This window comes from Exiguobacterium aurantiacum, from assembly GCF_001766415.1.
GTDB classification, from domain to species: Bacteria; Bacillota; Bacilli; order Exiguobacteriales; family Exiguobacteriaceae; genus Exiguobacterium; species Exiguobacterium aurantiacum_A.
Map to the genome: position 1 here is coordinate 110,290 of NZ_MKXO01000003.1, position 16,004 is coordinate 126,293.

The window sequence follows — 16,004 nt, forward strand, 5'->3', positions numbered from 1 at the left end:
GATTAGACATAATAGATATAACCATCCAGGAGGAGTGGAATAGATGACAATTAAACGAGTGAAAAAGGCCGTCATTCCGGCAGCCGGTCTCGGGACACGTTTCTTACCGGCGACAAAAGCGATGCCGAAAGAGATGTTACCGATCGTCGACAAACCGACGATCCAATACATCATTGAAGAAGCGGTCGAATCAGGCATTGAAGACATCTTGATCGTAACTGGTAAAGGCAAGCGAGCCATCGAGGATCATTTCGACTCAGTGCCGGAGCTCGAGCAACAACTGATTGAAAAAGGGAAATCAGAGTTTTTGAAGCTCGTCGAAGAGACGACGAACATTAACATCCACTTCATCCGTCAATCAAAGCCGCGAGGACTCGGTCACGCCGTGCTTCAAGCGAAAGCGTTCGTTGGCGACGAGCCGTTCGTCGTCATGCTTGGTGATGATATCGTGCAAGCGGATGTACCTTGTACACGTCAATTGATTGAACAGTACAACAGGACAGAAAGTTCGATTATCGGTGTCCAACCGGTATCTCGTGACGTGACACACCGTTATGGCATCGTTGACCTTCAGTCATCGCTTGAAGGCGGGTTACATAAAGTCGAGTCGTTCGTCGAGAAACCGGCACCAGGCACAGAGCCGTCGAACTTGGCAATTCTCGGTCGTTACTTGTTCACGCCGCAAATCTTTAAGTTTTTAGAGACGCAAGCGCCAGGCGCGGGTGGCGAGATCCAGTTGACGGATGCGATCACACGATTGAATGAAGTCCAACCCGTATTTGCTTTTGAATTCACAGGCAAGCGCTATGACGTCGGTGAAAAGCTAGGTTTTATCCAGACGACGCTAGAATTCGCGTTGGCACGTGAAGACTTACGGGAAGATGTTTTAAAGATAATGACGCAATTAGTAGAAGAACAGTCTTCTATGAACGCGGTCAATTAAGAGGGAGGGAAAATGATTGTCCATTCCTGAACTAGGTCGAAAGTCGTTACGGACGAGTATATTGGTCATCCTTGATATGGCAGCAATCTTATCGTCGATGGTCGTCACTTATTTTTTCTTATATCCAGTCGAATTCCTTCGAAATATTGATCAAAATCATTTTATTGAGTCAGCCATTTTATATAGTGCGTTATTTATCGTCATGGCTGGCGTCAGCCGGCTATACCGTGTCGCTTGGCGCTTTGCCAGTATGTCGGAGGCAATCCGTCTCGCAATGACGCTTTTATTGAGTACAATCACTCTTTATATTATTCAGTTTGCCGTGTACGGCGAAGCGATGGAGCGGATGTTGTTCCTCAGTTTTTGCTTATCACTTCTATTATTAGGTGGCATTCGTTTAGGGTCACGTATTTACGTGACGTGGAAACACGATCAGCTTTCAATCTTGCGTGGTCGTAAAGTGAAGCGACGCAAAGATGAAAAGCGGACGCTCATCATTGGTGCTGGGCAGGCCGGACGCATGCTTGTCCGTCAAATGAACCAGTCGGATAACCACCGAATGAATCCGGTTGGTTTTTTGGATGATAATCGACACTTGCAGACTCTTACTGTCAACGGCGTGAAAGTCGTTGGGGCGGTCGATGAGTTAGAAAATATCGTTGAGAAGGAAGCAGTCGATAAAATTGTCTTCGCCATTCCGTCGATGAAGTACCAAGAACGATTAGCCATCATCAAACGGGCGAAAGCGATTTGTACGAATGTGCATACGTTGCCGATGATTGAAGAAGTCGCAGCCGGTAAAGTCGCCGTCAATCAGATGCGTCAAGTATCGATTGAAGATTTACTCGGTCGCGAGCCGGTCGAACTCGATATCTCGGGTATTCAATCCGAGGTCGAAGGCAAAACGGTACTCGTCACCGGAGCTGGCGGCTCAATCGGATCCGAAATCTGCCGCCAAATCTTAAAATTTAAACCAGAGCGCTTGTTACTGCTCGGTCACGGTGAAAACAGTATTTACTTGATTGAGCGTGAATTAAGAGAGTTAAACTTAGAGGTAGAACTCATTCCCGTCATCGCCGACGTCCAAGACGTCGAACGGCTACGCGATGTCTTCATGACCCACTCACCACATCTTGTCTTCCACGCGGCAGCACACAAGCATGTGCCGTTAATGGAAGCGAACCCGCACGAAGCGGTGAAAAATAATATTTATGGCACGAAAAACGTCGCCGAGATGGCGGATGAATATGGGGCGGCCCGCTTCGTGATGATCTCGACGGACAAAGCGGTCAATCCGACGAACGTCATGGGATCGACGAAACGAGTCGCCGAGATGATTATTCAAAACTTGGCGAAAACGAGTCAGACAAAATACGCCGTAGTTCGGTTTGGCAATGTATTAGGTAGCCGCGGATCGGTTATTCCGTTATTCAAGACACAGATTGAAAAAGGCGGTCCGGTCACAGTGACGCACCCTGATATGACGCGTTACTTCATGACGATTCCTGAAGCGAGTCGTCTCGTCATTCAAGCTGGTACTCTCGCTGACGGTGGCGAAGTGTTCGTCCTCGATATGGGGGAACCGGTAAAAATCGTCGACCTCGCCCGTAACATGATCAAGCTGAGTGGGTTTACAGAAGAACAAATCCCGATTGCCTTTAGCGGGATTCGTCCTGGTGAGAAGATGTTCGAGGAGTTGCTGAAAGAAGGAGAAGTTCATCCGGAGGCAGTATATCCGAAAATTTTTACGGGCATCGTGAGTGAAGAAACAAACTTGGACGAGAAGTTAGCACGCATGAACGAACTGAAAACGAGTGAAGCGCTCGGCTTGTATCTCGTTAACTGGGCAAACGATTGTTTGGATGTAAATAATCTGAATGTAAATAAAGACGTACACGAGACGGTCTAAAAAATGGAGTGTGGATGATGAAGTATAGCGAACAAAAACGGAAAATCGACTTTATTCTTTCTTTAATCGGATTGATTGTCCTATCGCCATTGTTTATCGGGATTATGATTGCAATCAAACTTGAATCAAAAGGTCCGGTCTTCTTCAAACAAAGACGTGTTGGATTTCATCAATCGCACTTCAATATCTTAAAGTTTCGGACGATGCGGATCGATGCACCTAAAGATATGCCGACTCACTTATTAACAGATCCAGACCGGTACATCACGAGAACAGGAAAATTTCTTCGGAAAACAAGTCTTGATGAATTACCACAGATCATTAATATTTTAAAAGGTGAGATGGCAGTGATAGGTCCCCGACCAGCACTTTGGAATCAATATGATTTGATTGAAGAACGTGAGAAATATGGCGCGAATGACGTTTTACCAGGTTTGACAGGATGGGCTCAAATCAACGGGCGTGATGAATTACCTATTGAAATCAAAGCAAAACTAGATGGTTATTACATTCAGAAATTATCATTTTGGATGGATGTACGTTGTTTTATCGGAACGCTCTTAAGTGTTATGAAAAGTGATGGGGTTTTAGAAGGCGGAACGGGATCGATGATTAAAGAACTTGCTTCAACAACGGAGCAAGCTGAGAGTACTAATCATGAAAAAAAATAAGCATATTTTAGTGATTAGTCAGTATTTTTTTCCGGAAAACTTTAGAATCAACGATATATGCAAGGAATGGGTTCATAAAGGTTATAAAGTTACCGTTGTTACTGGTATTCCAAATTATCCTGAGGGAGAGTTTTTTAGTGGGTACAGTTTTACTAAAAGACGGACGGAAAGATATCATGGTATAGACATTATACGTTTACCGATTATTCCAAGAGGAACCTCAAAAATTTCTCTTATTTTAAATTATTTATCGTTTGTGGCATCTGGATATATTTGGTCTGTATTCTCGAAATTAAAACCAGACAATGTTTTTATTTTTGAGGTTTCCCCGATGACACAAGCATTACCAGGCGTGTGGTTTGCTAAAAAGAAAAAGATTCCTTGCCATATATATGTTCAAGATTTATGGCCGGAAAATGTAGAGATTGTGACTGGTATTAAATCAAAAAGAATCCTTGAACCTATTGGAAGAATGGTCGATTATATTTATTCAAACTGTGATCGTATTTTTACAACTTCTCATAGTTTTGCTAATTCTATCCTAAATCGCGGAGTTCAAAAGAACAAAGTATTTTATTGGCCACAATATTCTGAAGAACTACAAATTAATATTAAACACAAAAAGAAGGTTAAAGAAGAACTTTCGGTTGTGTTTACGGGGAATATTGGAGAAGCGCAAGGGCTAGAACAACTTGTTCCGCTATCACAAAAATTGAAACAGTTAGGTTATGAGGATCGGGTTCATTTTACATTAGTAGGTGAAGGACGCTTCAAAAATTATTTAATAAAAATGATTGCTGATAAAAAACTTACAGCTATGTTTACGTTCACGGGTCGTGTATCTGCAGACAAAGTACCGACAATATTGAGATCACACGACATTGCTTTATTGTCCCTTTCACCGAATCCGCTATTTGATAAAACCATTCCAGCGAAATTGCAAACATATCTCTCGGTTGGAATGCCTATCTTTGGTTTAGTAAATGGAGAAGCGAAGAAAAGTATAGAAGAGTCTAAAACAGGTCTTGTGGCCAATCACGGAGATATTGATAAACAAGTTCATCTCATTCTAAGTTTTTTAGGAAAAGCAGAAGCTGAAATGATTGAATATAGAAATAATGGAATGGTTTATTCAGACATACATTTTAATAAAGATAAACTAATGGATGTTATGGATAAACATTTAAATAATCAACCACTTGAAGAGAGTGGTGAAATGAAGAAGGAGAATATCTATGTTTAATAATAAAACATTACTCATTACTGGAGGTACAGGGTCTTTTGGTAATGCAGTAATGGAACGTTTCCTTGAAACTGATATTAAAGAAATTCGGATTTTCTCGCGCGATGAAAAAAAGCAAGAAGACATGCGCAAAATGTATCAGAACGATAAGTTAAAGTTTTATATTGGTGATGTACGAGATCAGAATAGTGTAAAAAATGCCATGTATGGCGTTGATTATGTTTTTCATGCAGCTGCATTGAAGCAAGTGCCATCATGTGAGTTTTTTCCGTTAGAAGCTGTAAAAACAAATGTGCTTGGAACTGAAAATGTTTTAAACGCTGCAATTGAAATTGGCGTCAAGAAAGTAATTTGTCTTTCAACAGATAAAGCAGCGTATCCAATCAATGCAATGGGAATTTCAAAAGCGATGATGGAAAAAGTTTTTGTGGCAAAAGCTAGAACGATTGATTCGAATCAAACATTAATCTGTGGAACTCGCTATGGTAATGTTATGGCTTCTCGTGGATCCGTTATTCCATTATTTATTGAACAAATTAAAAGTGGAGATCCATTGACTGTTACAGATCCAAATATGACACGTTTCTTAATGAGTTTGGAAGAAGCAGTTGAATTAGTCGTATTTGCATTCAATAATGCGGCAGCAGGAGATATCATGGTTCAAAAATCACCAGCATCCACGGTGGGAGATTTAGCTGTTGCTTTAAAAGAGCTTTTTGAAGCGGACAATGAAATCAAAGTAATTGGTACCCGTCATGGAGAGAAGTCCTTCGAAACACTATTGACTCGTGAAGAGCACATCGTAGCAGAAGACATGGGTGACTTTTATCGCGTACCTGCGGATACTCGTGATTTGAATTATGATAAATACTATAGTGAAGGCGATCAAAAATTGACACAAGAAAATGAATATAATTCGAATAACACACAGCGCTTAACAATCGAGCAAATTAAACAACGACTATTGACGCTTGATTATGTTAAAGCTGAACTTGAAAAGCGAGTAAAATCATGAAAATTCTTATAACAGGAGCAAACGGTTTTGTTGGAAAGAATCTTGTGGCAGAGTTAAAAAATCAAGGTTATAGCGACTTACTGTTATGTGATCGTGGTACAACAGAATTCGAATTAGCGGAATTCGCGAAAAAGGCAGACTTCGTTTACCATCTCGCTGGAGTGAATCGTCCTAAGACTGAAGCAGAGTTTGAAGAGGGAAACAAAGGGTTCACTGAAAAATTATTAGAACTACTCTCGAAAAATCAAACACCACCGCCAGTTATGTTTGCTTCATCAACTCAAGCCGAGCTTTCGAACGCATACGGAATGAGTAAAAAAGAAGCCGAATCATTGATAATATCTTATGGACAAGAAGAAACTGTAAACATAATGATTTACCGTTTCCCAAACTTGTTTGGGAAGTGGTGCAAACCAAACTATAATAGTGTAGTTGCGACATTTTGTCACAACATCTCACATGGGATGCCGATTCAAGTTAATGATGATAAAGCAGAGCTTACGTTGGCTTATATCGATGACGTTGTTTCTGAGTTGATTAGTCAACTTGATGAAAACGATAGTAATCAAACGGTATATTGTGAAGTTAATCCAACTTACAAGATTACATTAAAGGAGCTCGCTAGATTATTAAGCTCTTTTAAAGAGACAAGAAATAATTTATCAGTTCCAGAATTAAATGATTCGTTAATTAAAAATTTATACAGTACTTACTTAAGTTATTTACCAGAAAGTCAATTTTCCTATGAACTGACAATGCATAAAGATCATCGTGGATCATTCACTGAATTTATTCGAACACCCGACAGAGGTCAAGTCTCGGTCAATATCTCTAAACCGGGAATTGTAAAGGGTAATCATTGGCACCATACAAAAAACGAGAAATTTCTTGTGGTAAGTGGTAAAGGTGTTATTCGTTTTAGAAAAATTGAGTCCGAAGAAATTATTGAGTACGTTGTGAGTGGCGATAAGCTTGAAGTAGTAGATATTCCTGTTGGGTATGCACATAACATTGAAAATTTAGGTGACTCTGACATGGTCACAATTATGTGGGTGAACGAGTCATTCGACCCTATGAACCCTGATACATATTACGTGGAGGTTTAATTTATAAATGAAGAAATTAAAAGTTATGACGATTGTTGGAACGAGACCAGAGATTATTCGACTATCTGCAACCATTAATCGTCTTGAAAAATCAGAAGCAATTGATCATATTTTAGTGCACACAGGACAAAACTATGATTATGAATTAAATGAGGTATTCTTTGAAGACTTCAATTTAAGAAAACCAGACTTTTTTTTAAATGCAGCAAATGGAACAGCTACAGAGACAATTGGTCATATTCTTATTGCGGTTGATCCTATTTTAGAACAAGTTAAACCAGAGGCTATATTGATTTTGGGGGATACTAACAGTTGTCTATGTGCAATCGCAGCGAAGAAACGTAAAATTCCAATTTTTCATATGGAAGCAGGGAATCGTTGTTTTGACCAACGGGTACCGGAAGAAACAAATAGAAAGATTGTAGATCATATTGCTGATATTAACCTGACTTACAGCAGCATCGCTAGAGAGTATCTTTTAAGAGAAGGGTTATCAGCGGATCGGATTATTAAGACAGGAAGTCCGATGTACGAAGTTTTGCAATCTAAGCGATCAGAGATTGAGAATTCTGACGTTTTATCTAGACTAGGTTTAGAAAAAGAAAGATACTTTTTAGTATCAGCCCATAGAGAAGAAAATATAGGATCTGAAAAGAACTTTTTAAATTTAGTGAAATCATTGAACACTATTGCAGAGAATTATAACTTGCCAGTCATCCTTAGTACACACCCACGTACAAAAAATATGATTTCAAAAAAGAAAATTCAGTTCCATAAAAATATTATCACATTAAAACCTTTGGGGTTCATTGACTATAATAACCTTCAAATAAATGCGAAAGCAGTTTTAAGCGATAGTGGAACTATAAGTGAGGAGACATCTATACTTGGACTTCGGAGTTTAAACATTAGAGAGGCTCATGAAAGACCAGAAGCCATGGAAGAGTCTACAACGATGATGGTGGGATTAGAGATAGATAGAATTTTACAAGGATTAAAGGAATTAGAGGATAATGTCAATATGCCTAAATCAATAGTTGAGGACTATAACGTAAACAACGTTTCATGGAAAGTGCTAAGAATTCTTATTTCTTATACAGATTATGTTAAAAGAAATGTGTGGAGGGAAATCAATTAATGGCTGATTTAACTACCATTATTTTAACTTACAATGAAGAACTCAATATTGAAAAGTGTATAAAATCAATATCTTCTATTTCTAAAAGAGTAATTGTTGTGGATAGTCATAGTACAGATTCTACTGTAGAAAAAGCTAAAAAAATGGGAGCAGAAATTTATCTTAATCCTTTCATTAGCCATTCTAGTCAATTTGAATTTGCAATTGAAAATTGTGACATAAATACAGCGTGGATTTTGAGGCTTGATGCAGATGAGCGACTAACAGAAACCTCAAGAAATGAACTTAATTCCTTATGTAACAAGCATGAATCCGAAAAATCTATAACAGGAATTGTGTTGCGATTTGAAGTTAATTTTTTAGGAAAAAAATTGCGGCATGGTGGAATTTATCCTTTTAGAAAACTATTAGTTTTTAAAAACGGCGCTGGAAAGATTGAAAGACGCAACATGGATGAACATATTTATCTAGCTTATGGTAAATCTATAGAAATGAAATCAGATTCATTACATGAAGATTATAAAAATTTATCTCGATGGATAAGTAAGCATAACAATTATTCGGACAAAGAAGTTTTAGATTACAAAGGTGAATTAATGACAACTAATTCTAAATTACACATTAATGCCAAGTTTAAAAGATGGACTAAAGTAAACATTTACTATAAATTACCTTTAGGCATAAGGCCGTTTATTTATTTTATGTATAGATTTGTTTTGAAAAAAGGATTTTTAGATGGTAAAGAAGGATTTATTTTTGCGGTTTTACAAGCTTTTTGGTATCGTTTTTTAGTCGACGCAAAAATTTACGAGGATCAAAAGACAAATGGGGTAAGCAAATGAGAAAAAAAATTTTAGTTTTAGCAGGTCATTACTTACCTTCTATAAATGCAGGAGGACCAGTACAGTCCATTAAGAATTTAGTTGATCACCTCAATCATGAGTATGAGTTTTATATTATTGCTTTAGATAGAGACTTCAATTCAGACACTCCTTATAGTGGAATTAAAACTGATAAATGGACCACTATAGATAATACTAAAGTTATGTATATAAGAGAAAGTTATAAAAATATAATAGAAATCAAATCTATAATTAATAAATTGCAACCAGACGTATTGTATTTAAATAGTTATTTTTCTTTCAAATTTAGTATTTTACCACTATTACTAAAAAAAATCAGATATATATCAACCCCCAAAATTATTGTAGCACCTAGAGGGAATTTCTCTGAGGGAGCTTTAAATTTGAAAAGAAATAAAAAAAGTATATTTATTCTACTTTCCAAATCTCTTTCTCTGCACAAAAATGTAATTTGGCATTCGACATCTGTTGTAGAAACAAGAGATATCGACAAAATAATCACATATTCTAACAAAAAAGTCTTTCTTTCTCCTAACCTGACCAAAAACTATCAAGGAATAAAGTATAAAAAAAATAGTGTTAAAGAAATTGGTAAACTAAAAATTATTTCAATTTCTAGAATTCATCCAAAGAAAAATTTACTCTATCTATTAAAAGTATTACCGGACATAAAAGGTGAAATAACATTGAATATTTTTGGGCCCATTGAAGACGAAAAATACTGGAATTCCTGTGAAAAAATTATTAACGAATTTCCATCAAATATAAAAGTCAAATACTGCGGAATAATTGAAAATGAAAAAGTAGTAACAGAATTCCAAAATCATGATATCTTTATTTTTCCAACACTAGGAGAAAACTTCGGCCATATCATTTCTGAAAGTTTAGTGGGGGGCTGTCCAGTAATATTGAGCGATCAAACTCCTTGGAATATGCTAGAACAAGAAAATGCCGGATTTAACATTCCTTTGGCACAAAAAGAGAGGTACGAGAGCTGTATTCAACTTTTTGTTGACATGGATTTAGAAGAATATAAAAAAAAATCTCACTCTGCTTTTGATTTAGGGATTAGAAATTCAACTAATAGTTCAGTCGTGAATGCTGCTATAAACTTATTTAAGTAATCTGTTGAAAAATATGACTATGAATATTTTGAAGAAGAGATGAAGCTACTAGTTTCTTAGAGCGAGTAATTACTAGGAACAAATATTTATAGAAATAGTTAGAGGAGAAGCATTATATGATAAATAAGAAGTTATCAATTGTAAATATAGGGGGTTCAAAAAGGGGAATTTTCTTTTCATTTTATTTCACCTATGCATTTCTAATGATTGTAAACTTTTTTTTGACACCTAATCCGTATGCGGCGCTACATTCTGGTAAAGCTGGATATCAATCATTAGTTCATAGTACATCTTTTTTTATAAACCCAGCTATTATTCTGTTGATTTCGCTCTTAATTGTATGGTCTATAGTAGATAAAAAAGCGATATTTGATATTAGAATCCTGCTACTTATTTCTTTGATGTGGATTTCCTCTTTGTACAATAATTTAATAGTTAGTTCCTTTACAACGCTAGCGTATGATTCTATAGTTTTTTTACTGGTCTCCATTTTTGCTCTAAATCTACAGAAAAATAAAGATGGACAAAATTTCACTTTTAAAACTTTAAATAAAGTATTAATAATTATTACATTTATAGTTATTTTAGGTTTCATTCTGACTTTACTGAAGCCAAATGTGTATGGATATCTTCCTTTTGAATTTTCTAGACTTTCAAGAGGTGAAGTAACATTGTGGAATATTACTAGCGTTTTTTTGATTTATACTACGTTATCTATAATTGCGTATAGAAAATTTAAAATAAAAGTTTATTTATTTATATCATTTTTTATTTTGATAATTATTGCATCGACTATGACTCGATCATTAATTCTATTAACGGTTTTACCTTTTCTTATTTATGTATTTTTTCTTTCCAAACCTATAGTAAAGGCATTATTTGTTTTACTGAGTATCTTGTTCATTTCCATAATCTTCAAAATTGGTATAACAAATTTTTTGATGACCGGATTAGATAGTGCCGGAAATTTCAGTTTAGAAATTTTCCTTAATGGAAGATTAGAGTTATGGAGTTTTCACTTTAACGAATTTTGGAAATCACCTTTTCTTGGGAATGGTGTAGGATTTATGAAAGAAAGTTTCTATAGTGCGGATGCAGTTTCTGAAGTTGGCTTGCTACTGTTTTTTTCTGAAAAAGGACTATTTTACGGCTTATTAATATCTTACTTTTTATTAACGGCTTTATTTAGAAGCATTAAAATCTTGTCAGGAAAATCTAATAGCAATAGTACGGATTTACAACTATTCATGGCAATTATATTTTTAACAATGCTTCCAAATTTTCTTCAGGATTATGGTCGGATACTAAATATCGAAGACGCAATTTTTTGGTCGGCACTATTATTTCTAAATTACGGATTTAAAGGAATTCCAAATATAATAATAAGTGAAAAATAGGGGGACTTATGAAAAAAATAGCGTTTCTAATACCTACACTTCAGGGTGGTGGGGCTGAGAAATTAGTATCTATTTTATCTAAAGAACTAGATAAGCATTATGACCTAACAATTATATTCTATAATGATTCTAATAGAGCCTACTCATATTCCGGGAAAATGATCAACTTGAATATAAGTAATGATGGGAATTTTTTTAGACGAACTATCAATTTCTGTAAAAAGATAAAAGGTATAAGGAAGATTAAAAGTGATAATAATTACGATGTAGTAGTAAGTTTTATGGATGGCGCAAATATAGTGAATTTATTAACGAAAAAAAATGAGAAAGTAGTTACCTCTTTACACACTATGATTTCTGAAAGAAATAAAGATATTAACTTTTATTTGTACACCACTGCTGTAAAATTTCTTTACAAAAAATCTGATTTAATAATAACTGTTTCTAAAGCAATTAAACTTAATTTAATAAAAAAATATAAAATTAAATCTTCCAAATTAAAAGTGATTTACAATCCAATTGAGTCTGAGTTAATAAGTTCTAAAATAATCGAGCCTTTAGAAGAAGGTGAGCACAAAATTTTTGATAAACAGACAATAATTAATGTAGGAAGAATAGAAGAGGTTAAAGGACAAATTCATTTGATCAGAATTTTAAGTGAGCTCAATAAGCAAGGAAGCGATATAAATTTAATTGTTGTTGGCGAAGGAAATCTAAAATCGAAGTTATTAGAGGCTGTAAAGTTTTATGGTGTGGAAAATAATGTGTTTTTTCTTGGCTTTAAAAATAATCCCTATAAATATTTGAAGAGATCCTCGTTATACGTACATACTTCGTATTTTGAAGGTTTTGGCAATGTTTTAATTGAAGCAATGGCATGCTCACTTCCTGTGATTGCTACAAATTGTCCGGGGGGGCCTTTAGAGATACTTTCAGGTGAAGAAAGTTCTCAGTTAAGTTCATCTTTTACAATTTCATATTTGAATTATGGAGTATTAACTCCCCCTATCTCAAAAAAAGATAGTTCTTTAAATCATTTAGTTGCTTCAGAGAAACACCTATTAAATGCGATAAAATTGATGCTTGAGGATCGTGATTTACTTGAGGAATATTCACAAAAAGGTAAAGAAAGAGCAAATTCATTTTCAACAAAAATTATAATTGTTAAATGGAAAGAATTACTGAATGAAATTTAATAAAATTTTAGAATGAACAACTATCAGTTTTTGAATATCTGATAAAATATCGATTATTGTGTTTCTTAATTTGTTTAGTAAATATAGTATCAAGTAAAAACAGTGCATAATCTAAAGAAAAGGAAATTAGAAATGCTAAATAAAATTTTTTCGTTTTCATTAGGCAGCTTAGGTTCACTAATAATTGGTCTCATAAGTATTCCGATTATAACGCGTTTACTTTCACCAGATGAATTTGGAATAGCCTCATTATTTATGACAATTGCGACGGTGCTTTCAACTACAGCTCTTCTTGGAACCGATCAGAGCTTAATCCGTTACTTTTTTGAAAAAAATAGAGTTTCTTTATTAATGAAGAGTATCAAAATTTCTTTTTTAACTATTGGGATTCTAGTAGTTATTATCCTTAATTTTAATAAGGAAATTTCATTGATAATCTCCGAGAAAAACACATATGGAATCTTGTTGATATTATATATTTTAATATCTGTCATTCATAGATTTAGTACTATAGTTTTAAGAATGATGCAATATGGCTATCGCTTCTCATTTATTCAAATTTTGCAAAGGGCTTTAGAATTGGTCCTAGTCATAGTGATAGGAACTACGTTGGTGTATGATCATTTAACTTTAATATATAGTTGGATATTATCTTTATTAATCTTATCTGTATTAACAAATGTAATGATAATACCTTTTTGGAAACAAGCAAATGAGAATAACTCAGAAATTAAATTTTCTGAAATAATTTCATACTCCGGTCCTTTTGCTATTTCAGCGATTCTTATAATGTTATTTCAATCTGCGGATAAGTTATTACTAGGAACTTTAAGTACAACTAGAGAGATTGGAATTTATATGGCGACATTTAAAATAGTAGGTATTATAAACGTTATACAAAGTACTTTTACAACTCTATGGACACCTGTTAGTTTGAAAAGGTTTAGAGATTATCCGAAAGACAAACAATTTTTTGAACTGGTTTTTTCCACTACAACTATTATCATGGTTACGCTTGGAGTTACAATCGCATTATTTAAAGAGGCCATAATTCTTGTATTAGGGCCTGACTATAGAGAAGCGGTTTTCTTGTTACCTTTGTTACTATTAATGCCTATTTTATATACAATGTCAGAAATTACAGTCCAAGGTGTAAACTTCTATTTAAAGTCGAGATTACACATAAGGATTTCAATTGTTGTATTGATAAGTAATATTAGCTTATCACTGTTGTTTATACCTTTTTTTGGTGCCAAGGGTGCTGCTCTGGCGGTCGCAATATCATATATTTTATTTTATGGTTTTAGAACAAAATTCGGTACTAAATTTTATAGTTTCAATACTAGTTCCACTAAAGTATTCATTATAATTGGAATGTATTTTTTATGGTCTTTAGAGATAATGTTCCTCAATTTCAAAACGATAGATAAAATCGGTGGATTAATAATATTACTAGTAACATATACGCTTTTTAGAAAAGAGTACTCAGTTATTTGCAAATTTATAAATAATAAAGTTAAGAATTATCTTTGAAACGAAAATATTAAATCGGGGGAAGTCAAATGGTTAAAATCACTATAGTAGGTGCTGGCTATGTAGGTCTATCAATGGCAGTTTTATTATCGCAGAGTAACGAAGTAATTGCCTTGGAAAATGTTCCGGAAAAAGTAATTAATATCAATAATAAAATATCTCCAATAGTGGATAATGAAATAACACATTTTTTGCAAAATAAATCATTAAACTTAATAGCTACGACAGATAAAGTCCAAGCGTTTCAAGATGCAGAATATGTTGTAATCGCAACTCCTACAGATTATGATCCTGAACTTAATTATTTCAACACTAGTACAGTAGAGAACGTTATTGCATCGGTGATTGAAATTAATCCAAATGCAATTATGATTATTAAATCTACAGTCCCGGTAGGATACACTAAAGAATTACGATTAAAGTATGATACCAATAATATTATATTTTCTCCTGAATTTTTACGTGAAGGTCAAGCGTTACATGATAATCTTTTTCCATCACGCATTGTGATAGGTGAAAAATCCAAGCGAGCAGAGGCTTTTGCGAACTTATTAAAACAGGCTGCTATAAAAGAGGAAATACCAGTTTTGTTAACGGATTCTACCGAGGCAGAAGCAATTAAATTATTTTCTAATACTTATTTAGCAATGCGGGTGGCATTTTTTAATGAGCTTGATACGTATGCAGAAGTAAGAGAACTTGATTCAAAACAGATAATTGAAGGAGTGGGATTGGATTCAAGAATCGGATCTCATTATAATAATCCTTCATTCGGCTACGGAGGATATTGTTTACCAAAAGATACAAAACAATTATTAGCGAATTATAAAGAGGTACCAAATAATATTATATCTGCAATTGTAGAAGCAAATAGAACAAGAAAAGATTTTGTGGCTGAATCTATTTTAAAGCAAAATCCAAAATGCGTAGGTGTATATCGTTTAACAATGAAGACTAATTCTGATAATTTTCGCGCTTCTTCAATTCAAGGAATTATGAAACGCATTAAAGCAAAAGGTGTTGATATAGTAATTCATGAACCCGCATTGAAAGAGGGTTACTTCTATAATTCTCCGGTGATAAAAGATTTGAATGAATTCAAAAATATGGCTGATATAATTATTACCAATCGTTTACATTTGGATCTTGATGATGTTCGTGAAAAAGTTTATACTCGTGATTTATATTCTAGGGATTGAAAGACCTAAACTATGTTGTGTAAAAGAGACGGAGGCTCAGTATGAATTTAAAAATGAAAGTCAATTACTTACTATATCACTATTTCGCAAAGAAATTACCGCCCTCAAATATACAACCAAATATTGGACAAAAAAAAATAAGATACTTCTTTGCAAAGTCTCTCATATCCCATATGGGTAAAAATGTAAATATAGAACAAGGGTCGGTTTTTACAAGAGACTTAATTATTGGTGACAATTCTGGATTGGGCATTAACTCCAAAGTAACTCGAGGAGTTGAAATAGGGGATAATGTGTTAATGGGACCCAATTGCTTCCTATGTACCGAAAGTCATGAGTTTGAGAGAACGGATATTCCTATTATTCAACAGGGTTTTAAAGATGTTAAAAGTATCAAAATTAAAAATGATGTGTGGATAGGTCAAAATGTAATTATTCTACCAGGTGTTACTATTGAAAAGGGATGTATTATTGGTGCAGGGTCAGTTGTGACTAAAAACATTCCTGAATTTTCTATAGTAGGAGGTAATCCAGCAAAAATAATAAAGAAAAGAGATAAAAGCGATAATTTTTAAATTACACAATAATCTGTAGCTTAAAATAAGGAAATTTAATTTGGACAATTTAAACCAACTAAAACTTGATCTTAAATTGCTTTTAAAAAAAT

The 16,004-nt window shown here is 34.5% G+C and carries 13 protein-coding genes and 2 pseudogenes; all 15 read left to right on the plus strand.

The window, feature by feature from the left end; all coding sequences use genetic code 11:
- Positions 1-43: 43 nt before the first annotated feature.
- On the plus strand, positions 44-943 hold the full coding sequence (galU, locus tag BJU60_RS08200) for a UTP--glucose-1-phosphate uridylyltransferase GalU (protein WP_070328406.1): 900 nt from the start codon (positions 44-46) through the stop codon (positions 941-943).
- Positions 944-1,019: 76 nt separating this feature from the next.
- Entirely contained in the window at positions 1,020-2,852 is a 1,833-nt protein-coding gene (locus BJU60_RS08205; RefSeq protein ID WP_070328572.1) for a nucleoside-diphosphate sugar epimerase/dehydratase, read from the plus strand.
- 17 nt (positions 2,853-2,869) lie between these two features.
- Positions 2,870-3,523, plus strand: coding sequence for a sugar transferase (locus tag BJU60_RS08210; protein ID WP_070328407.1), 654 nt, complete (start codon positions 2,870-2,872; stop codon positions 3,521-3,523).
- Positions 3,510-4,766: a glycosyltransferase family 4 protein gene (locus BJU60_RS08215; RefSeq protein ID WP_070328408.1), complete on the plus strand. Its 1,257-nt coding sequence runs from the start codon at positions 3,510-3,512 to the stop codon at positions 4,764-4,766. Before BJU60_RS08210 ends, BJU60_RS08215 begins: the two co-directional genes overlap by 14 nt.
- Positions 4,759-5,781 (plus strand): polysaccharide biosynthesis protein, encoded by a 1,023-nt coding sequence (locus tag BJU60_RS08220; protein ID WP_070328409.1) that lies wholly within the window; start codon positions 4,759-4,761, stop codon positions 5,779-5,781. Before BJU60_RS08215 ends, BJU60_RS08220 begins: the two co-directional genes overlap by 8 nt.
- Complete coding sequence (locus BJU60_RS08225) at positions 5,778-6,887, plus strand: polysaccharide biosynthesis C-terminal domain-containing protein (RefSeq protein WP_070328410.1); 1,110 nt, start codon at positions 5,778-5,780, stop codon at positions 6,885-6,887. The genes BJU60_RS08220 and BJU60_RS08225 overlap by 4 nt, the downstream gene beginning before the upstream one ends.
- Positions 6,888-6,894: 7 nt before the next feature.
- Positions 6,895-8,025: a non-hydrolyzing UDP-N-acetylglucosamine 2-epimerase gene (wecB, locus tag BJU60_RS08230; RefSeq protein WP_070328411.1), complete on the plus strand. Its 1,131-nt coding sequence runs from the start codon at positions 6,895-6,897 to the stop codon at positions 8,023-8,025.
- Entirely contained in the window at positions 8,025-8,867 is an 843-nt protein-coding gene (locus tag BJU60_RS08235; protein ID WP_070328412.1) for a glycosyltransferase family 2 protein, read from the plus strand. Before wecB ends, BJU60_RS08235 begins: the two co-directional genes overlap by 1 nt.
- Positions 8,864-10,012, plus strand: a complete 1,149-nt coding sequence (locus tag BJU60_RS08240) for a glycosyltransferase family 4 protein (protein WP_070328413.1) — start codon at positions 8,864-8,866, stop codon at positions 10,010-10,012. The genes BJU60_RS08235 and BJU60_RS08240 overlap by 4 nt, the downstream gene beginning before the upstream one ends.
- Before the next feature lie 116 nt (positions 10,013-10,128).
- On the plus strand, positions 10,129-11,409 hold the full coding sequence (locus BJU60_RS08245) for a hypothetical protein (protein WP_070328414.1): 1,281 nt from the start codon (positions 10,129-10,131) through the stop codon (positions 11,407-11,409).
- Between the two features lie 8 nt (positions 11,410-11,417).
- Entirely contained in the window at positions 11,418-12,605 is a 1,188-nt protein-coding gene (locus tag BJU60_RS08250; protein WP_070328415.1) for a glycosyltransferase, read from the plus strand.
- A gap of 132 nt (positions 12,606-12,737) precedes the next feature.
- Complete coding sequence (locus BJU60_RS08255) at positions 12,738-14,138, plus strand: lipopolysaccharide biosynthesis protein (protein ID WP_070328416.1); 1,401 nt, start codon at positions 12,738-12,740, stop codon at positions 14,136-14,138.
- Positions 14,139-14,167: 29 nt separating this feature from the next.
- The gene (locus BJU60_RS08260; protein WP_070328417.1) at positions 14,168-15,337 is read left to right on the plus strand and encodes a nucleotide sugar dehydrogenase; all 1,170 of its coding nucleotides are present in this window, start codon (positions 14,168-14,170) and stop codon (positions 15,335-15,337) included.
- 173 nt (positions 15,338-15,510) lie between these two features.
- Positions 15,511-15,645 (plus strand): annotated as a pseudogene (locus BJU60_RS15500) (hypothetical protein); the annotation flags it as partial.
- Between the two features lie 84 nt (positions 15,646-15,729).
- A pseudogene (locus BJU60_RS15505) lies at positions 15,730-15,891 on the plus strand (DapH/DapD/GlmU-related protein); the annotation flags it as partial.
- Positions 15,892-16,004 lie beyond the last annotated feature (113 nt).